This window comes from Streptomyces sp. NPDC001858 (assembly GCF_053594615.1).
This window is the reverse complement of record NZ_JBSFEV010000008.1, coordinates 145,442-162,410: the sequence shown is the minus strand read 5'-3', so window position 1 is coordinate 162,410 and position 16,969 is coordinate 145,442. Positions and strand designations below refer to the sequence as shown.

General features: G+C 72.5%; 19 protein-coding genes. 10 read left to right on the top strand and 9 right to left on the bottom strand.

What is annotated here, in order from left to right; translation table 11 throughout:
• Window positions 1-5: 5 nt before the first annotated feature.
• Both ACWCPF_RS14420 and ACWCPF_RS14415 read right to left on the bottom strand, forming a co-directional pair.
• Window positions 6-1,985, bottom strand: a complete 1,980-nt coding sequence (locus ACWCPF_RS14420; protein WP_451045451.1) for a ricin-type beta-trefoil lectin domain protein — start codon at window positions 1,983-1,985, stop codon at window positions 6-8.
• A 358-nt stretch (window positions 1,986-2,343) separates the two neighbouring features.
• A complete protein-coding gene (locus tag ACWCPF_RS14415; protein WP_451045325.1) occupies window positions 2,344-3,279 on the bottom strand; it encodes a helix-turn-helix domain-containing protein in 936 nt (311 codons plus the stop codon).
• A gap of 74 nt (window positions 3,280-3,353) precedes the next feature.
• Here ACWCPF_RS14415 and ACWCPF_RS14410 point away from each other — a divergent pair, with 74 nt between their 5' ends.
• Window positions 3,354-4,178 (top strand): phytanoyl-CoA dioxygenase family protein, encoded by an 825-nt coding sequence (locus tag ACWCPF_RS14410; RefSeq protein WP_451045324.1) that lies wholly within the window; start codon window positions 3,354-3,356, stop codon window positions 4,176-4,178.
• A gap of 65 nt (window positions 4,179-4,243) precedes the next feature.
• On the opposite strand, the gene ACWCPF_RS14405 is transcribed toward ACWCPF_RS14410, so the two are convergent.
• The gene (locus tag ACWCPF_RS14405) at window positions 4,244-4,759 is read right to left on the bottom strand and encodes a flavoprotein (protein ID WP_451045323.1); all 516 of its coding nucleotides are present in this window, start codon (window positions 4,757-4,759) and stop codon (window positions 4,244-4,246) included.
• Between the two features lie 226 nt (window positions 4,760-4,985).
• Between ACWCPF_RS14405 and ACWCPF_RS14400 the strand changes: the two genes are divergently transcribed.
• Both ACWCPF_RS14400 and ACWCPF_RS14395 read left to right on the top strand, forming a co-directional pair.
• On the top strand, window positions 4,986-5,609 hold the full coding sequence (locus ACWCPF_RS14400; RefSeq protein ID WP_451045322.1) for a LysE family transporter: 624 nt from the start codon (window positions 4,986-4,988) through the stop codon (window positions 5,607-5,609).
• A gap of 116 nt (window positions 5,610-5,725) precedes the next feature.
• Entirely contained in the window at window positions 5,726-6,187 is a 462-nt protein-coding gene (locus tag ACWCPF_RS14395; protein WP_451045321.1) for a nitroreductase family deazaflavin-dependent oxidoreductase, read from the top strand.
• 103 nt (window positions 6,188-6,290) lie between these two features.
• Here ACWCPF_RS14395 and ACWCPF_RS14390 read toward each other — a convergent pair whose 3' ends face one another.
• Window positions 6,291-6,755: a pyridoxamine 5'-phosphate oxidase family protein gene (locus ACWCPF_RS14390; RefSeq protein ID WP_451045320.1), complete on the bottom strand. Its 465-nt coding sequence runs from the start codon at window positions 6,753-6,755 to the stop codon at window positions 6,291-6,293.
• Between the two features lie 137 nt (window positions 6,756-6,892).
• Here ACWCPF_RS14390 and ACWCPF_RS14385 point away from each other — a divergent pair, with 137 nt between their 5' ends.
• The gene (locus ACWCPF_RS14385) at window positions 6,893-7,255 is read left to right on the top strand and encodes a DUF1304 domain-containing protein (protein ID WP_451045319.1); all 363 of its coding nucleotides are present in this window, start codon (window positions 6,893-6,895) and stop codon (window positions 7,253-7,255) included.
• A complete protein-coding gene (locus ACWCPF_RS14380) occupies window positions 7,252-7,815 on the top strand; it encodes a TetR/AcrR family transcriptional regulator (RefSeq protein ID WP_451045318.1) in 564 nt (187 codons plus the stop codon). The genes ACWCPF_RS14385 and ACWCPF_RS14380 overlap by 4 nt, the downstream gene beginning before the upstream one ends.
• A gap of 10 nt (window positions 7,816-7,825) precedes the next feature.
• On the opposite strand, the gene ACWCPF_RS14375 is transcribed toward ACWCPF_RS14380, so the two are convergent.
• From ACWCPF_RS14375 to ACWCPF_RS14365, 3 genes are all read right to left on the bottom strand, one after another.
• Window positions 7,826-8,686: a hypothetical protein gene (locus ACWCPF_RS14375; RefSeq protein ID WP_451045317.1), complete on the bottom strand. Its 861-nt coding sequence runs from the start codon at window positions 8,684-8,686 to the stop codon at window positions 7,826-7,828.
• 132 nt (window positions 8,687-8,818) lie between these two features.
• Complete coding sequence (locus ACWCPF_RS14370) at window positions 8,819-9,925, bottom strand: NAD(P)-dependent alcohol dehydrogenase (protein ID WP_451045316.1); 1,107 nt, start codon at window positions 9,923-9,925, stop codon at window positions 8,819-8,821.
• 44 nt (window positions 9,926-9,969) lie between these two features.
• On the bottom strand, window positions 9,970-11,424 hold the full coding sequence (locus ACWCPF_RS14365) for an aldehyde dehydrogenase family protein (protein WP_451045315.1): 1,455 nt from the start codon (window positions 11,422-11,424) through the stop codon (window positions 9,970-9,972).
• 104 nt (window positions 11,425-11,528) lie between these two features.
• On the opposite strand from ACWCPF_RS14365, the gene ACWCPF_RS14360 reads away from it, so the two are divergent.
• Both ACWCPF_RS14360 and ACWCPF_RS14355 read left to right on the top strand, forming a co-directional pair.
• Window positions 11,529-11,993: a MarR family winged helix-turn-helix transcriptional regulator gene (locus tag ACWCPF_RS14360; protein WP_451045314.1), complete on the top strand. Its 465-nt coding sequence runs from the start codon at window positions 11,529-11,531 to the stop codon at window positions 11,991-11,993.
• 212 nt (window positions 11,994-12,205) lie between these two features.
• Complete coding sequence (locus tag ACWCPF_RS14355) at window positions 12,206-12,586, top strand: anti-sigma factor antagonist (protein ID WP_451045313.1); 381 nt, start codon at window positions 12,206-12,208, stop codon at window positions 12,584-12,586.
• Window positions 12,587-12,719: 133 nt separating this feature from the next.
• Here the strand turns inward: ACWCPF_RS14355 and ACWCPF_RS14350 are convergent, their stop codons facing one another.
• Window positions 12,720-13,673 carry a ribose-phosphate diphosphokinase gene (locus tag ACWCPF_RS14350; RefSeq protein WP_451045450.1) on the bottom strand — a complete coding sequence of 318 codons (954 nt, stop codon included), beginning with the start codon at window positions 13,671-13,673 and terminating at the stop codon, window positions 12,720-12,722.
• Window positions 13,674-13,922: 249 nt separating this feature from the next.
• Between ACWCPF_RS14350 and ACWCPF_RS14345 the strand changes: the two genes are divergently transcribed.
• Complete coding sequence (locus tag ACWCPF_RS14345; RefSeq protein ID WP_451045312.1) at window positions 13,923-14,612, top strand: DUF4230 domain-containing protein; 690 nt, start codon at window positions 13,923-13,925, stop codon at window positions 14,610-14,612.
• A gap of 47 nt (window positions 14,613-14,659) precedes the next feature.
• The gene (locus ACWCPF_RS14340; protein ID WP_451045311.1) at window positions 14,660-15,343 is read left to right on the top strand and encodes a VanZ family protein; all 684 of its coding nucleotides are present in this window, start codon (window positions 14,660-14,662) and stop codon (window positions 15,341-15,343) included.
• Between the two features lie 9 nt (window positions 15,344-15,352).
• Here the strand turns inward: ACWCPF_RS14340 and ACWCPF_RS14335 are convergent, their stop codons facing one another.
• Window positions 15,353-15,589 (bottom strand): hypothetical protein, encoded by a 237-nt coding sequence (locus tag ACWCPF_RS14335; RefSeq protein ID WP_451045310.1) that lies wholly within the window; start codon window positions 15,587-15,589, stop codon window positions 15,353-15,355.
• 148 nt (window positions 15,590-15,737) lie between these two features.
• Between ACWCPF_RS14335 and ACWCPF_RS14330 the strand changes: the two genes are divergently transcribed.
• Window positions 15,738-16,754, top strand: a complete 1,017-nt coding sequence (locus tag ACWCPF_RS14330; protein ID WP_451045309.1) for a PHP domain-containing protein — start codon at window positions 15,738-15,740, stop codon at window positions 16,752-16,754.
• Window positions 16,755-16,969 lie beyond the last annotated feature (215 nt).

The window sequence follows — 16,969 nt, the reverse complement described above, 5'->3', positions numbered from 1 at the left end:
TCGGGTCAGCGCCGGCCGTCGTCGGAGCCGTAGCCGGAGCCGTAGCCGTAGCCCCCGGAGCCGTTGCCCCAGCCGGAGTCGGAGCCGTACCCCCAGCCGCCGGAGGAGCCCCACTGGCCGTCCGACGAGCAGGAGTACCAGGAGTAGGTGCAGGACGTGTCGTCCGAGTCCGAGGACGAGCTCGACGGCGCCTTGGTCGTCGAGGTGGTGGACGGCGTCGGCGTCGTGGGCGCGGCCGCCTTCGGCGTGACGCTCGACTTCGGGGTGACGGTGGGGGTGGCGTCGATTCCCCAGTTGACGAACTGCATCTGCGGGTCGGGCTGCGAGGTGTCGATCACCCAGCGCTGGGCGGCGCCGTCGGCCCGGTTCTTCAGCACGAGAGAGCCCGACCCGTCGGTGGCGGCGGGCGCCAGCGCCAGGTTCTGGCCGGAGCGCGGGACGAGCGTGCCCTGGAGCGTGAAGTCGTAGCGGACGTTCGTGGGATCGGCCTGGCCGGAGCCCGCGCACGGGGCCAGCCGGACCGAGTAGCCGAGGCTGGAGTCGAGGCAGAGGTCGGCGTTGGCGGCGCTGCGCAGCAGACCGTCCGGCTCGTACGACCACTGCTGGCCGGCCACGGAGGAGCAGGCGGCGAGGGTGGCCTCGGTGCCGCTGACCGCCTTGTTGCCGACGAGGCCGATGCACAGTCCGGAGGCGACGTTGTGCAGCCGGCCGCGCAGGGTGCCCTGGGCGTCCTCGTTCAGCACGGGGTCGGTGGTGGCCGTGTCGGTGCCCGGGGCGGGGGTCTTCGCCGTGTCGCCGCTGGCGGTCGTGGTGGCTCCGCCGCCGGAGCCGAGGGCCGCCCACACCGCGAGCGGCAGGACGACCAGACCGCTCACGGTCAGGACGGCGGCGGCGAGGTTGCGGCGGCGGGCGCGACGGGCCGCCTTCTGGGCGAAGCGGCGCGATCCGGGAGGGGCGTCCGCGCCGGGCGTGGCGCCGGTGCGGACGAGCGCGCCGGAGTGCGATCCGACGCGGGCGAGCGCGCCTGCCCGCTGTCCGCCGCGGGCGACCGAGCCGCCGTCCGCCCCGGCGGCGGGGGCGGCTGTCGCCTGGCTGCCGTCGAAGGCCTCGCCGGTGTAGCCGTCGGCTTGCTCGGCGGAGTCTTCGTCGCCGGCCACCCGCACGCCCACATAGGCCGCGGCGGCCCAGCCCAGGATTCCCTCGGCCAGGGCCGCGCCGAGCAGTCCCTCGAACTGGTGCAGCTGGTCGGCGGTGTGGGCGCAGTGCCGGCACTGCTCCAGGTGGCCGCGCAGGTCGGGGTCGACGTCGGCGCCGCCGCGGCGGCAGGTGACGTCGAGCAGCCGGTGGTAGCGGTGGCACTCGTCGTCGGTGGCGAGTTCGCGGTGCACCTGGAGGCATTCCTCGCGCAGCCGCTCGCGGGCCCGGCGCAGTTCGACGCGGGCGCCTTCCTCCTCCAGGCCCAGCAGGCCGGCCGGGACGGCCAGCGGCTCGGCCTCGACCTCGATGTGCCAGAGCAGGCAGCGGGCCGACTCGGGCAGCCGCTGGAACGCCCGGGACAGCATGCGCCGGTGCACGGGCGGCAGCAGCAGGGCCGCCGCGCGGTCGCCGTCCTCGCCCTCGGAGCGCAGCGCGGGATGGAGGAGGTCGCGGCGGCCGTCCGCGTCCCATTCGCCGGCCACGCGGCGCACGGTGACCAGCAGGTGGGGGCGCCACGCGGCGGTCGGTCCGTTCTGCTGCAGGGTCTCGCCGAAGAGCCTGGTGAAGGCGGCGGTGGTGAGCATGCCGGCCGCGCGCTCGCCCTCGGTGCACAGCCGTGCATAGGCGAAGGCGGCCTCCCAGTGGCGATCCAGCAGCTCGCCGACGGGATGCAGCGCGGGCGACGCTCCCGTCCATTGCTTGAGCTCCGAGCTCAGCTGTTCGTCCGTCGCGTCGAAGCGGCGCGCCGAAGGGGAATTCGACAGGCCTGCGTCATTCACGGTCTGCATTCCTTCCGGAGGCATGCGGCATTAATGTCCATACCATCGGGTATGCGATCCCGCCCACGAGACGGGATCGACTCGCACAATGTTCGACACCTCGAACGTCCGTGGGGGACGGCTCTTTTGGAGCGAGGGGGGTGTAAACGTGAGGTGTCTCGTGCACACGGTGGAAATACGTTCTCCGTGCGCCGACACGCCCACCTTGGCACAGCCGGACCAGGAGGAACAAGGGATCTCGCGGTTTCGTGCATAGTGTGCGTGCCGAAGAATTTTGACGAAACGTCAATCCTGGTTCGAGGTCCCGGCTCCGCCTCCGAGTCGCGGCGGGGCGGTCACTGTATCGGTGTCCCTTTTGGTGCTCTGCTCATGTCCCTTTCGGGTCGGTAATTGCCGAGCGCATTCCGTCCCGGTAGGCGCCCGGGGGCGTCCCGTAGCGGGCGCGGAAGACACGGCTGAAGTGGAAGGCGCTCACGAAGCCCGAGGCCCGCGCAACGCGTTCGACGGGCAGGTCGGTGGCCTCCAACAGCCGTGCGGCATGGCGCAGTCGGGTCTCGCGCAGGGCCCGCATCGGGGCCTGGCCGACCTGTTCCGTGAACAGATGGGCGAAACGCGAGGGGGACAGCGCGAGTTCCTCCGCCAGCGAGCGGACGGTGTGCGGGGCCCCGGGGTCGGCCGCCATCCGCGTCTGCGCCCGCCGCACCCGGTCGTCGAGCCCGGCCGGGAGCGCGGGGGCGCGGGCCGAGGCGGTGGCCAGCAGGACGGCCTCTTCCAGGGCGCACAGGGCGAGTTCCCGGGCGGCGGCGCCCTGGGCCACCACGATCCCGTCCCGGCCGGCCGGTGCTTCCCCGCCGGCCGGCTCCGCCCCGCCGGTCCATCGGGCGTCGGCGTTCATGCGCCGCCAGGCCGCCTCAACCCGGTCGTGCAGCGCGGCGGGGACGGGGCCGACGCGGTAGAGGCCGTCGCCGGTGTCGTACGGGCGCAGCCAGGGGGTCCAGGACGGGCGGGCCTGGCAGTGGGCCCACCAGAACCGCCAGTTCGGGGCCCCGGGTTCGACGCCGTAGGAGTGCGGGACGCCGGGCGCGAGCACGACCAGGTCCCCGACGCCGGCCCGCACCTCGCTGCCGCCCTGCCGCAGCCGGCCGCGCCCGTCCGTCGTCCAGGCGAACAGCCAGCTGTCCGATCCCCGGGGCCGGTTGATGCCGTACCCGGGGCCCTCGTCGAAGTGCGCGACCACCACCAGACCGGGCGGCGGGGAGGGAACCCCGGGCACGGCAGTCCCGGGCAGGTCGTCAGCACGCATGGACATCCTCGTGGTGGGGTGCGTCGGCCTAGCGTGGCGGTGTCGAGGGCAGTTGACGATCGAGGAGGGCACGCATGACAGTCACGGATATCGACGCCGCCGGAACCCCCATCCTGACCCAGGCCGGGCTGCGGCAGTACCGGGAGGACGGCTTCACCGTCGTCCGCGCCTTGTTCGGGGACGACGAAGTCGGGCGGCTGTGCGAGGAGTTCGCGGCGCTGCACGCGTCCGGGCGGCCGGTGCCCGGGCACTTCGAGCCGCGCCCCGGAGCCACCGATCCGCTGCGCGCCTACCCGAGGGCGATGAACCCGCACGAGATCGTTCCCCTCGCCCGGCAGGCGCTGCTGGACGCCCGACTGCGGGGCGTGCTGGAGCAGTTGCTGGGCGAGGAGCCGCTGGCCGCGCAGAGCATGTTCTACTTCAAGCCGCCGGGCGCGCGAGGGCAGGCGCTGCACCAGGACAACTTCTATCTGCGGGTCGAGCCCGGCACCTGCGTGGCGGCCTGGCTGGCCTGTGACGTCATCGACCGGGACAACGGCGGCCTCGAGGTGGTGCCCGGCACCCACCGGATGGACCTGTTCTGCCCGGAGGAGGCGGACGAGGCGGTGTCGTTCGCGCGGGAGTACGTGCCGCCGCCGCCCGGCCTCACGGCGACGCCGGTCGACATGGCGCCGGGCGACGTGCTGTTCTTCAACGGCAGCCTGGTGCACGGCTCGCAGCCCAACCGCAGCGCCGACCGGTTCCGCCGCTCGTTCATCGGGCACTACGTGGGCGGCTCCGCGCGGCGCATCGGCTCCCACTACCGGACGGTGTCGATGAGCGGGGAGCCGGTGCCGCTGGCCGTCAGCGAGGGTGCGGGTCCCTGCGGCACCGAATTCGCACCGCAGGGCCCGCACTGAGGCCGCGATGAAACCGCGGTGACCCGGCGAAAGGGAATTCCCGCCCTTTCGCCGGCGGGGTGGATTCAATCGAGCAGGTCCAGCGCCCGCTCCCAGCCGAATTCCTCCCCGGCCGCCCCGTCGTACGGGTAGCCGAACCTGACGCCCATGCCGCGCAGCCGTATCAGGCTGTCCTGGTAGGCGGGGTGGCCGCCGAGGGTCTCGTTCACGCAGGGCAGGACGCCGATGGGCACGCCCAGACCGGCGACCTCGCACAGGGTGCCCAGGGCCAGGGTGTCGGCGATGCCCGCCGCCCACTTGTTGATGGTGTTGAAGGTGGCCGGGGCGACGACCACCGCGTCGGGTTCCGGGAACGGCCGCGGGTCGCCGGGGCGTCGCCAGGCGGAGCGGATCGGGCGCCCGGTCTGCGCCTCGACGGCGGCGGTGTCGAAGAAGCCGTTCATGGCCTGGGGCGTCGCGATGACACCGACATGCCACTCCCGCTCCTGCGCGGCGGTGATCAGCTTGCCGACGTCCGCGGCGATGCCGGCGGCGCAGACGACGACGTAGAGAAAGGGCGGCTGTTCGTCCTGTTGGCTCACCCGCAAACCCTACTCAAGCGGGAAGGACCGGCCGCGTTCGGTCGCGGGGCGCGGGCCGCCGCGGGAGCGGCGTCAGGAAAAACCGGTTGCCGCCGGACGGTCGTCCCCCGCACGATCCGGCCATGGCCACCTTCGACGCCCTTCCGCCGCTCACGTCCGCCGCCGCTGTTCCGGCGCCGGGCCGACAGCAGCCCGGCCGTCCCCGCCGGACCGACGCCACGCGACCGTGACGTCCGCGCTCGTCGCGGGGCTGGTCGCGGGCTACGGCATCGCCGTACCCGTGGGCGCGGTCGGGACCTACCTCGTCTCGCTCACCGCCCGCACCTCCCTGCGTACCGGCATGTGCGCCGCGCTCGGCGTCGCCACCGCCGACGGGCTCTACGCCCTGGTCGCCACCGTCGGGGGCGCCGCCGTCGCCGCCGTGCTGCGGCCGGTGCTGACGCCGCTGAGCTGGGCCTCGGCGGTGGTCCTGCTGGCGCTCGCGGCCCTGGGCGCGCGGACGGCGATCCGCCGCTACCGGGCACACCACCTCACCGTCCGGTCCACACCGCCACCGCCGGGCCCGGCCCGGGCGTATCTCAGCTTTCTCGGGATCACCCTGCTCAACCCGACGACCGTGGTCTACTTCGCCGCGCTGGTCCTCGGCAGCGGCGGTGCGGACGCCGTGCGGCCGCTGGAGCAGGGGGTGTTCGTGCTGGCGGCCTTCGTCGCCTCGGCGAGCTGGCAGCTGTCGCTCGCCGGGGGCGGCGCGCTGCTGGGCCGAGCGCTGACCGGGCACCGGGGCCGGCTGGCGACGGCGCTGGTGTCGAGCGCGGTGATGACGGTGCTGGCCGTGCGGATGGTTGCGTAGCCGTGTCCTCGGGCGGATGAATCGCGCGGGCGGCGGTGTTGCAGCAGGATGCGGGGCGGACGTGCGGGGCACGGCCGCCGCGACGCCATGACGGCACGACGAAGGGGACGGATGCCATGCCTCTCGAAGGTGAGTACGAAGCCAGCCCGGCGCAGTGGGTGCGTGAGCAGGTGGAGCTGTACGAGAGCTCCGGCGGGACGAAGGGGACCACGCTGCGGGACACGGGCCTGCCCGTCATCCTGCTGACGACCCGGGGCGCGAAGAGCGGGAAGCTCCGCAAGACGCCGCTGATGCGGGTCGAGCACGACGGCCGGTACGCCCTGGTCGCCTCCCAGGGCGGGGCGCCGAAGCACCCGGTCTGGTACCACAACGTCAGCGCCGACGCCCGGGTCGAGCTCCAGGACGGACCCCGCAAGCAGGACATGACGGCCCGCGAGGTCACCGGCGCGGAGAAGGCGGAGTGGTGGGAGCGGGCCGTGGCCGCCTTCCCGCCGTACGCCGACTACCAGAAGAAGACGGAACGCGAGATACCGGTGTTCGTGGTGGAACCGGACGACAGCGCTCCAGAGATTTCGTAGAAAAATCTGCCGCGGGAATGCATGAAGGTGTTCCCACCGGGCACCCGTCAGTCAGGCCCCGCCGCGTTCCCCCGTCGCGGCGGGGCCCTTTCGCGCCCGGGGCTCAGTCGGCGACGAGCCACTCCCCGTCCCGCATCAGCTCCCGCCCCTGGATCTCGTCGGCCGTGCGCCAGGCCTGGATCCGGCCGGGCCGGACATGGAAGTACAGGTAGGGCGCGGTCAGTTCGCGCGGGTCGAAGCCGGTCTTGCCCGCGAAGATCTCGGCGTCCTCCTCCGGCAGTTCGGCGGGCGGCACGGCCAGGGCGGCGCCTTCGATCATCACGACGTCCTGGGTCGGGCCGACCGCGATCCGCGCGATGCCGGTGGCCAGCAGATTGCGGCCGGTGGGGCTGGTGGCGGGCGTGGCGAAGAGCAGCGTCGCGCCGTCCCAGACGAAGGAGAGCGGGACGAGATACGGGGCGGCCCCCTCGACACCGGCCGTGGCGACCCAGGCGTCGACGTCGTGTTCCAGCCGGTGCAGAGTGTCGATCTTGCGCTGCCTCGCGGCGCGCGCGGGTACGGGCGTCATGTTCTCAGTGTGACCGCGATCCGCCGGCGGGCCAGTGGTCGTCGGCGGCCGTCGCCCGAGGGGCTGGACTTCTTGGACAGATGTCCCGTTATAGTGGACACCTGTCCAAGACAGTTGCAAGACAGTTGGGGGAGATCATGGAAATCCTGGCGAACGTGCTCGTCGCTCTGGTGGCAGCGCTGCACGTCTACATCCTGGTGATGGAGATGTTCCTGTGGCAGAAGAAGCCGGGGATGGGCTTCCACGGGTTCGATGCGGAGCTGGCCGGGAGAACCGCCGCGATGGCCGCCAACCAGGGGCTCTACAACGGGTTTCTGGCGGCGGGGCTGGTGTGGGGGCTGATCGCGGCCGATCCGACCGGGTTCCGGGCGCAGGTGTTCTTCCTGTCCTGTGTGATCGTCGCGGGCGTGTACGGCGCGGTGACGGCGAACCGCCGGATCCTGGTCGCGCAGGCGCTGCCGGGCGCGCTCGCCCTGACCGCCGTCCTGATCGCGCAGTGACCCGCGACGCGCCCGAGGACCCGCGGGCGGCCCGCACCCGGGCACGGCTGCGCTCCGCGCTGCTGGAGGAGTGCGCCGAGCGGCCGTTGGAGGAGGTCGGGGTGGCCGCGCTGGTACGGCGGGCCGGGGTCGGCCGGGCCACTTTCTACGTGCACTATCCCGACCTGGAGGCCCTCGCGGTCGACGCCTGCGCGGACGTCGTGCGCGAGGCCGTGGAGGCGCTGCACTCCTGGCAGGGGCGGCCGGACCCGGTGCGGGCGCCGGCCGCGCTGGCGGAGTTCTTCGGCTCGCTGACCCCGCACGCGGTGCTGTACCGCACCCTGCTCGCGCCGGGCGGCGGCGGGCCGCTCGGCCGGGTGCTGCACCGGGACCTGCGGGCCTACAGCCTGCGGGAGCGGACCCGGGCGGGCGCCGCGGACGCGCCGCTGGTCGCCTCGGCCGTCGCCGCGACCTTCGCCGGAGTGCTGGCGGACTGGCTGCACGGCGACCTGGAGGGCGCCCCCGGCGAGATCGCCGACCAGGTGTGGCAGCTGCTCGTCGCCCTGCACGCGAGCCGCTGAGCGACGACGGTCAGAGGCAGGCCACCGTCTCCTTCGCCAGCGGCCAGGCCTCGACGCCGTCGGACGTGCGGACGTAGGCCGTCCTGCGGTCGTCCGTCAGCCACAACTGCCGGTCCCCGTGGCGGTATCCGGTGTCGCGCGCCTCGGCCGGCATCCGGACGTCGCCGTCGTAGGGGGCCGTGAGCAGCTCGACCGGGATCACTCCGTCGGGGTCGCGGACGTACTGCCGGTGGTCCGCCCTCCGGCCCATGCCCAGGAAGTGCGCCCGCTCCCAGTCGCAGTGCTCCGCGCCGGCGTGGCTGCTGAGTGTGGTGGTCGCGATCCGCTTCCCGTCGCGGTCGGTCCAGATCTCCTGGTCGCCGGAGTCGGTGACGCTCGCGGGGAGTTCGGCGGGGTCGCAGGAGGCGTGGGTCTCCGGTCCCCAACCCGGCCTGCCCTTCTGGTCCTTGGCGACGACGACCGCCACCTTCGTCCGGCCGCCGACATCGTAGGAGTACAGGACGCGGTCGGACTCCTCGCGCTCGACGCGGAATCCCGAGTGCGGAGCCGGCCGCTCGAACAGGTCGAAGTAGACCAGCAGCCCGTCCTCCGGCGTGTCACCGCCGTCGTCCTCGCCCCACCCGTCGGGCCCACCGCCCCAGGAGATCTCGCCGTCGCACTCCAGCGCCCGGCCCGCGGCGCCCGAGGCGAGGAGCAGCGCCTGCGGGGTGTCCTCGTCCAGCTCCCGGGTGGCGAGGTGGAGCGGGCCGCTGTACGGGGTCGCCGCGGGCCCGTAGTCGATGATCACGTCAGCCCCGTCCCCCTCCTCGGCCCCGCATCCCACCACCACCGCCAGCACCGCCAGCGTCACCGCCACGAACCCTGCACGCATACCCGTCCCCGTTCCACCGGCCGTTTCCACACCCCTGCGACGCCCGGACGGTCCACAACGTTCGACGGCACCGGCCCGGACCGCCGCAAAGGGCGGTCCGGGCCGTGGCGTGGCGCGGGGCTGGGCGGGGGCTCAGAAGGTGAGCACCGGCTTGATGGTCTTGCCCGAGGTCATGTCCTCGACCGCCCGGCCGATGTCCTCGAAGGCGTAGGCGCCGATCAGGCGGTCCAGCGGCAGCCGGCCGGCCTTGACGAGGTCGACCAGGGCCGGGATGAGGCTCTGGGTCTCGCTGTCGCCGAGGGTGAGGCCGACGACCTGCTTGCCGCCCAGCATCCCGTTGACGTCCAGGGCGACCTCGGTGCCGAAGGCCGGTGCGCCGACGATGACCAGGGTGCCGCGGGCGGCCAGCGCGTCGACGCCCTGGCGCAGGACGGCCGTGCTGCCCGTGGTCTCCACGATGCCGTCGGCGCCGCGCCCGCCGGTGATCTCCGCGATGGCCTCGCCGAGGGCGCCCCGGCCGGCGTCGACGGTGTGGGTGGCGCCCAACTCCTTGGCCAGTTCGAGGCGTTCGGCGACCTTGTCGACGGCGATGATCGCGGTGGCCGGGGTGAGGGCGGCCGCCATGACCGCCGACAGGCCGACGGCTCCGGCGCCGAGGACGACGATGGTGGAGCCGATCGCCGGCTTCAGCACGTTCCAGACCGCGCCGACGCCGGTCTGGACCCCGCAGCCCAGCGGGGCGATCGACGCCAGCGGTACCTCCGGGTCGACCTTGACCAGGCTGCGCTCGTCGACCAACGCCCGCTCGGCGAAGGAGGACTGGCCGAAGAAGTGGCCGCCGAGGTTCTCGCCGTCCCGGCTGATGGTGCTGGTGCCGTCGGCGCGGCGGCCGCCGAGGAGGTTCAGCGGCAGCCAGGTCGCGCAGTAGGCGGGGTGGCCGCCGTTGCAGTTGCGGCAGTCGCCGCAGGAGGTGAAGGACAGCACGACATGGTCGCCGGGGGCCACGCCGGTGACGGCCGAGCCGACCGCCTCCACGACGCCCGCGCCCTCGTGGCCGAGGACTCCGGGCAGCGGGAAGGGCAGGCCGCCGCTCGCCACCCCGAGGTCGGTGTGGCACAGCCCGGCCGCCACCAGGCGGACGACCGCCTCGTGCGGGGCGGGGTCGTCGAGGACGACCTCGGAGAGGGTGAAGGGCGCTCCGCCGGACTCGACGACGGCGGCGCGGGTGGTGATGGACATGCTGGTGAACTCCCTTTGCTGCGCAGGCTGTTCGGCGACCGCGTTCAGTCGAGCGAGACGACGACGGACTTGACCTTGGTGTAGGAGGCGAGCGCCTCGGGGCCGTACTCGCGGCCGAAGCCGGAGTCCTTGACGCCGCCGAAGGGGACGGCGGGGTCGAGCATCGCCCAGTCGTTGACCCAGACGATGCCGGCCTGGAGGCGGTCGGCGACCCGGTGGGCGCGGGCCAGGTTGCCGGTCTGGACGCCCGCGGCCAGGCCGTACGGCGTGGAGTCGGCCAGCGCGATCGCCTCGTCCTCGTCGTCGAAGGGCTGGACGGTGAGGACCGGGCCGAAGATCTCCTCCTGGACGACCCGGGAGTCGTTCGCGAGGTCGGCGATGACGGTCGGCTTGTAGTAGTAGCCGCCGTCGAGTTCGAGCCGTTCGCCGCCGCAGACGATGCGGGCGCCCTCCTTGCGGGCGAGGTCGACGTACTCCTCGACCTTGCGCAGGTGCTTCTCCCCCGCCATCGGGCCCACCACGGTCTCCGCCGCGCGGGGGTCGCCGACGGGCACGCCGGGGACGGCCTGGGCGAGGATGTTCAGCAGGGTGCTGTAGACCGGGCGGGCCACCAGCAGACGCGGGCCGCCCATGCAGAACTGGCCGGTGTTGAAGACGAAGCCCTTGATGACCGCGCCGACGGCCTTCTCCAGGTCGGCGTCCTCGAAGACGAGGTGCGCCGCGTTGCCGCCGAGCTCCATCGTGACCTGCTTGAGGTGCTCCCCGGCGACGCTCGCGGCGTGCCGGCCGACCGCGGTGGAGCCGGTGAAGGCGATCTTGTCGACGCCGGGGTGGCGCAGCAGCGCCTCACCGGCGACGGGCCCGCTGCCGGTGACGACGTTGACGACGCCGTCCGGGACGCCGGCCCGCTGGAACAGGTCTGCCATGTACAGGGCGCTGAGCGGGGTCTCGTCGGCGGGCTTGTGGACGACCGTGTTGCCCGCGGCGAGGGCCGGGGCGATCTTCGAGCCGGCCAGGATCAGCGGGAAGTTGAACGGGGTGATCGCCGCGACCACGCCTACGGGGCCACGCTTGGTGTAGGCGAGGGCGTTCATCGGGGTGTCGCGGTTGCCGCCCTCCAGGGAGAAGGCGAGGGTCGCGAAGTACTCGTAGTCGTTGGCCGCGTTCGTGACGTCGACCGCGTGCGCCAGGGTGATCGGCTTGCCGACGTCCAGGCTCTCCAGGCGGGCGATGGTGTCCGCCTCGGCGCGGATCAGTTCCGCGATCCTGAGCAGGACGCGGCCGCGCTCCCGGCCGCTGAGTCCGGACCAGGCGCCGGAGTCGAAGGCCGCGCGGGCCGCCCGCACCGCCGCGTCCACGTCGGCGACGCCCGCCTCCGCGACGGTCGTGACGACCGTGCCCCGGGACGGGTCGACCACCTCGGTCCGCGCTCCGTCCGCGGCCTCGCGCCACTGTCCCCCGATGAACAGTCGACCGGGGTCGATCTCGAAGGTGGTCATCGCCACTCCTCAGCATCGTCGCCAAGATTTCAACAAACAGGATTCCTGTTGGTTCGCAGTCTCTTTACAGACAGGTTTCCTGTCAATGCTCTACGCTCGGACTCATGGCCGGCACCCAGACGAGCAACACAGCGTCCACACCCTCGCCCCACCGGGCGCCTCCGTCCCTGCTCTACATGGTGAAGCAGGTGGAGCTGGTCGTGCGATCACATCTGGACGAGTTGGTCAGACCGTCCGGGATCACCGCACTGCAGTACACGGCGCTCACCGTGCTGGAGCGGCACGACGGACTCTCGGCCGCTCAGCTGGCCCGGGACTCCTTCGTCACCGCCCAGTCCATCGCCGACCTGGTGCGTTCCCTGGAGGGGCGGGGCCTGATCCGCCGCGAGCGCAATCCGCGCAACCGGCGCGAGCTGCTGATCCTGCTCACCGACGACGGGCGCGAGCTGCTCGACCGGCACGCGGGGCCGGTGCGGGAGCTGGAGGAACGCCTGGTCAGCGGGCTCACGGCGCACCAGTCGGAGCAGTTCCGCACAGCCCTCTCCAAGGCCTGGCACGCACTCTCCTAGCGGCCCCGACCATCCCTGGCCGACCCTTCCCGCCACTTCGTTCACAAGGCGAAAAAACTCGGCCAGAGTCGGTTGCATTTCGAAGACATATGTCAATCGAACATGCTGGAATTCACTCCATCGGGGGTAACTTGCTGGTGCGGGGAACTGCTATGCGCTCCCCGGCCGTTGGAAGCTCCCGACCGGTGGAGCGGGTTGGAGGCGATGTCGTCGTGCAGCAGGAACCCGCACCGGACACCCCGCATCTGCGCATTCGCCGGGACCGGGGGTACACGGTGCTCGAGTTCCAGGGCGAGATCGACATCGTCGCGGCGACGGAGATCGGCCCACGGCTCGACGACGCGACCCTCGGCCCGGCCCCGCGGATCGTGATCGACCTGACCCGGATCGAGTTCTTCGACTGCTCCGGGCTGCGCCTGCTGTACCGGGCGCGCCGCCGGGTCCTCGACCACGGCGGGCATCTGCACCTGGTCTGCGCCCATCCGCTCACCCTGCGGATCCTGCGGGCCACCGGGCTGTACCGGCTGCTGCCGCCCGCCACGACGCTGGAGGCGGCCCTGGCACAGCCCGAGGCCACGTCCGGCACGTTATGACGGCTCCCTGCAGCGCCCCTTCAGGGGCGCGGGGCCCTGACATATGCGGCTCCGCCGCGCGGGCGCGACCAGCCACGACGGCGCCGCAGCCAAACGACGGCACATCGCGGCACTTCCAGCAAAGCGGGAGCGCTCATTCGCTGCGCGCCGCGTCGAACAGGGCGCTGACCGACTCACCGTTGTGAATACGGCGCACGGCCTCGGCCAGCGCGGGCGCGATCGACAGGATCCGCAGCTTGTCGGTGTGCTCCTCGGCGAGCACCGGCACGGTGTTGGTGCACACGATCTCCAGCACGTCGCTCTGCTCGCTGAGCCGCTTGAGGGCGCCCCCCGCGAACAGCCCGTGCGTGCACGCCACGCGTATCGAGCGCGGCTCCGACTCCCGCAACCGGTCCAGCAGTTCGAGGACGGTGCTGCCCTTGGCGATCTCGTCGTCGAGGACGATGACGTCCCGCCCGGCGACCTCGCCGATCACCGCGCTGATACTGACCCGGTCGTCGGGGTAGCGCTGTTTGGCGCCCGCCGCCACCTGGGCGCCGATCATCCGGGCGAAGGCCGCGGCCTCCTTGGCGTTGCCGAGGTCCGGTGAGACGACCGTGGTGCGGGTGAGGTCGTAGCGGCGGAAGTGCGCGGCCAGCTCCCGGTGGGCGTGCAGATGATCGACGGGCATCGAGAAGAAGCCGTGCACCTGGGGCGAGTGGAGGGTCATCGTCAGCACGCGGTGCACGCCGGCCGCCGCCATCAGGTCGGCGACCAGCCGTCCGCCCAGCGAGATCCGGGGCGCGTCCTTCTTGTCGGAGCGGGCGTAGGAGTAGTGCGGCATGACGACGGTGATCCGGCCCGCCGACGCCCCGCGGGCCGCGTCGCACATCAGCAGCAGCTCGACGAGATGCTCCTGCACGGGCCGGACCAGGGGCTGGACGAGGAACACGTCCCGTTCCCGGCAGTTCGCCTGGAGCTGGACCTCCAGACAGTCGTTGGCGAACCGGCTGAGGCGGGTGGGGCTCAGGGGCACGCCGAGGTGGGCACAGACCTCGGCTGCCAGCTCGGGGTGGGCACTGCCGCTGAACACGGAGATGTCTCGCACGATCGGCTCCTCGCTGATCATGTCCGGCTGGGGCGGATCTCTCATGCTACGGACCACGCCCGTTTTGCCCACCCTCAGGAGTGCTCTGAAGTCCCTCACGTCCCGAGAAAGCCGGCCAGGCGGTCGACCGGGCGGCGGTCCGGCCGACCGTCCGCGACCTCCGCGGCCCCTCCTGTCACAGGTTGTCAACAGGGCGGTCTGACAACGGAATTGGCGGGCATCCGGTGAGTAGGAAGGAGGACCGTCCCCATGACGACTTCCATCGAGCCCGCCAAGGACACCAAGCCCTCCCAGCGCCGCCTCGGCCGGATGCCCGGCTGGGCCAAGGTGCTCACCGCCGTCGTGGTCGTGCTCGTCGTGATGTTCGCCGGGATCCGGCTCAGCCTGCTGCCGGGACTGCGCGACTTCTTCGGCACCGAGACCCATGACCGCTCCGGCCCCGCCCTGCTCCAGTCCATCCAGGACATGAGCCGCTACGACGCCGCCTCCGGCAACTTCCAGGTCGTCGTCGACCTGGAGAAGGACGCCAAATACCTCCCCGACGCGCTCCGCGGCACGCGCACCCTGTACGTCGGGGCGGGCACCGTGGACGCCTTCGTCGACCTCGGCAAGGTCGGCGACAAGGATGTGACGGTCGACGCCGACCGCACCTCGGCCACGCTCCGGCTGCCGCACGCCCAGCTCGGCACGCCGGCGCTCGACCCCGAGCGCTCCTACGCGGTCTCCAAGCAGCGCGGTCTCCTCGACCGCCTCGGCGATCTCTTCTCGGACAACCCCAACGGTGAGCAGGCCGTGCAGAAACTCGCGGTCAGGCACATCGGGGACGCGGCGAAGGAGAGCGAGCTGACCGCGCGCGCCGAGTCCAACACCACCGACATGCTCCAGGGCCTGCTGCACTCCCTCGGCTTCAAGGAGGTGAAGGTGGCCTACGGCCCCTGATCCCCCGCTCGCCTTGTCACCAGGGAAGTTGAAGACTGGAGGACCGCATGGCCCGTACCGCCCTACGTCCGCTCGCCGCGTTCCGTCTGCGCACCGGCAAGACCGACAAACCCGCCGCGCCGAAGGAACCCCAGGAACAGAAGGCGAGCGGAAAGCCTGCCGCACCGGCCAAGGCGACCAAGGCGACCAAGGCAGCGAAGACGCCGAAGGCGGCAGCGGGCGCTACGGCGAAGAAAGAGACCAGGTCGGCGAAGGCCTCGCCCGCCGCGCGGCGGCCGTTGCCGTTCCCGCTGCGGCTGCTGGCGATGCTGTTCGCCTTCGCGTTCATGGTGGCGTTCGCGGTCCTGCTCGCCCGGGTCACGCTGGAGCCGTCGCCCGCCTCCGCGGCGCTCGTGCACTCCAACCTGCGTCCGGGTGACTCGCTACGGGCCTACCTGGACCAGCCGGAACTGCGCGACGCCGCGAAGCAGATCGGCGGCAACCTGCTGCTCGGCGTGCCCTTCGGCGTCCTGGTGCCGGTCGTGGCGCCCCGGGCGCGCGGGCTGCTGCGGGTGCTGCTGCTGACCGCCGCCGTCATGCTCCTGGTGGAGTTCGCCCAGGGCGCGCTGGTCACCGGGCGCGCCTTCGACATCGACGACGTCATCCTCAACACCACGGGTGCGCTGATCGGCTATCTGCTGCTGGGCCGCAGGGTGAGCCGAGCGGTGCACGCGCGGGACCGGCGCCGGTGACGGGTCGGCTCAGTGCACGGTCCAGGTGTACCGGTCCCCGCCGACCCACCGCACCACATCGGGGTCGTCGAGGTCATGGACGGTGATGCCATGGGCGGCGGCGATGACGAGGACGTCGGTCACTTCCCTCGCCTCGCCGACCACCTCGGCGTCGATTTCCACGATACGGAAGGGGGAGGGGGCCGGCTGCACCCCCAGCACGATGATCCGCGGGTGGGACACACGGAGGTTCGCGATTTCGCTCATGACATAGAGAGTAGGACGCAACCGTGCGGGGCGGATCGCCGGATCCCCCCTCAGGGCCTGTCCGGTGGGTCCGGTCCGGCCGCCGGCGGCCGGACGTCCGTCGTGCGGTCCGGGCACGGGTGGGGAACTCTGGAGCCAGGAGGTGGCGATGGATCCCGTCGAGGCCCTGGACCGGATCGCCTTCCTGCTGGAGCGGTCCCTGGCGCCGACCTACCGCGTACGCGCCTTCCGCACCGCGTCCCGGGTGCTGGCGCGGCTGCCCGCGGCGGAGGTCGAGCAGCGGGCGGCGGCCGGGACGCTGGAGTCGCTCAAGGGCGTCGGCCCGAAGACCGCGCAGGTGGTGCGTGAGGCGCTCGCCGGGCAGACGCCCGCCTACCTGGAGAAGCTGGAGGGCGGCGAGGAGGGCCTGCCGCTGACCGACGGCGCGGGGACCCGGCTGCGGGCGCTGCTGCGCGGGGACTGCCATGTGCACTCCGACTGGTCGGACGGCGGCAGCCCCATCGAGGAGATGGGCCGGACGGCGGCCGCGCTCGGCCACGAGTGGACCGCGCTCACCGACCACTCACCACGGCTGACGGTGGCCCGCGGGCTGTCCCCCGAGCGGCTGCGCCGGCAACTGGACGTGGTCGAGGAACTCAACGCGACCTGGGCGCCGTTCCGGCTGCTGACCGGCATCGAGTGCGACATCCTCGACGACGGCTCGCTGGACCAGGAGCCGGAACTGCTGGAGCGGCTCGACGTGGTCGTGGTGTCCGTGCACTCCAAGCTGCGCATGGAGGCCCGTGCGATGACCCGCCGCATGGTGAACGCGGTGCGCGATCCGCAGGCCGACATCCTCGGCCACTGCACCGGACGGCTGCTGAGCGGACGGCCGGAGTCGCAGTTCGACGCGGACGCGGTGTTCGCGGCCTGCGCCGAGTCCGGTACAGCGGTGGAGATCAACAGCAGGCCCGAGCGGCTCGACCCGCCGCGCCGGCTGCTGCGCCGGGCGGTGACGGCGGGCGTGCTGTTCTCGGTCGACACCGACGCGCACGCGCCCGGCCAGCTGGACTGGCAGGTCCTGGGCTGCGCACGGGCCGAGGAGTGCGGGGTGCCCGCGGAACGGATCGTGACCACCTGGCCGCTGGCGGACCTGCTGGCCTGGACGGGCCGGCACGACGCCTGACACCTACGACGCCCGACAACCACGACGCCTGACACCCACGGTGACGCACCTCACCGGGTGGTGCGGCGGGCCCGGGAACACCTCCAGGTAGTTCATCGTTAAACTGACAGTGGGTGCGGATGCCACAGTGTCCGGCGGGCATTGCCCCCCTTCAGACCGCCCCGACCGCGATTCCCCCGTTGCGGTCGGGGCTCTCCGCTGTCGGCTCGTCGCGC

Coding starts and splice junctions, on each gene's coding strand:
- ACWCPF_RS14365 (WP_451045315.1), bottom strand. CDS start 11,424: ATGACCACCTTCGAGATCGACCCCGGTCGACTGTTCATCGGGGGACAG.
- ACWCPF_RS14390 (WP_451045320.1), bottom strand. CDS start 6,755: ATGACGCCCGTACCCGCGCGCGCCGCGAGGCAGCGCAAGATCGACACT.
- ACWCPF_RS14385 (WP_451045319.1), top strand. CDS start 6,893: ATGGAAATCCTGGCGAACGTGCTCGTCGCTCTGGTGGCAGCGCTGCAC.
- ACWCPF_RS14335 (WP_451045310.1), bottom strand. CDS start 15,589: ATGAGCGAAATCGCGAACCTCCGTGTGTCCCACCCGCGGATCATCGTG.
- ACWCPF_RS14360 (WP_451045314.1), top strand. CDS start 11,529: ATGGCCGGCACCCAGACGAGCAACACAGCGTCCACACCCTCGCCCCAC.
- ACWCPF_RS14415 (WP_451045325.1), bottom strand. CDS start 3,279: ATGCGTGCTGACGACCTGCCCGGGACTGCCGTGCCCGGGGTTCCCTCC.
- ACWCPF_RS14375 (WP_451045317.1), bottom strand. CDS start 8,686: ATGCGTGCAGGGTTCGTGGCGGTGACGCTGGCGGTGCTGGCGGTGGTG.
- ACWCPF_RS14395 (WP_451045321.1), top strand. CDS start 5,726: ATGCCTCTCGAAGGTGAGTACGAAGCCAGCCCGGCGCAGTGGGTGCGT.
- ACWCPF_RS14420 (WP_451045451.1), bottom strand. CDS start 1,985: ATGCAGACCGTGAATGACGCAGGCCTGTCGAATTCCCCTTCGGCGCGC.
- ACWCPF_RS14410 (WP_451045324.1), top strand. CDS start 3,354: ATGACAGTCACGGATATCGACGCCGCCGGAACCCCCATCCTGACCCAG.
- ACWCPF_RS14330 (WP_451045309.1), top strand. CDS start 15,738: ATGGATCCCGTCGAGGCCCTGGACCGGATCGCCTTCCTGCTGGAGCGG.
- ACWCPF_RS14370 (WP_451045316.1), bottom strand. CDS start 9,925: ATGTCCATCACCACCCGCGCCGCCGTCGTCGAGTCCGGCGGAGCGCCC.
- ACWCPF_RS14345 (WP_451045312.1), top strand. CDS start 13,923: ATGACGACTTCCATCGAGCCCGCCAAGGACACCAAGCCCTCCCAGCGC.
- ACWCPF_RS14340 (WP_451045311.1), top strand. CDS start 14,660: ATGGCCCGTACCGCCCTACGTCCGCTCGCCGCGTTCCGTCTGCGCACC.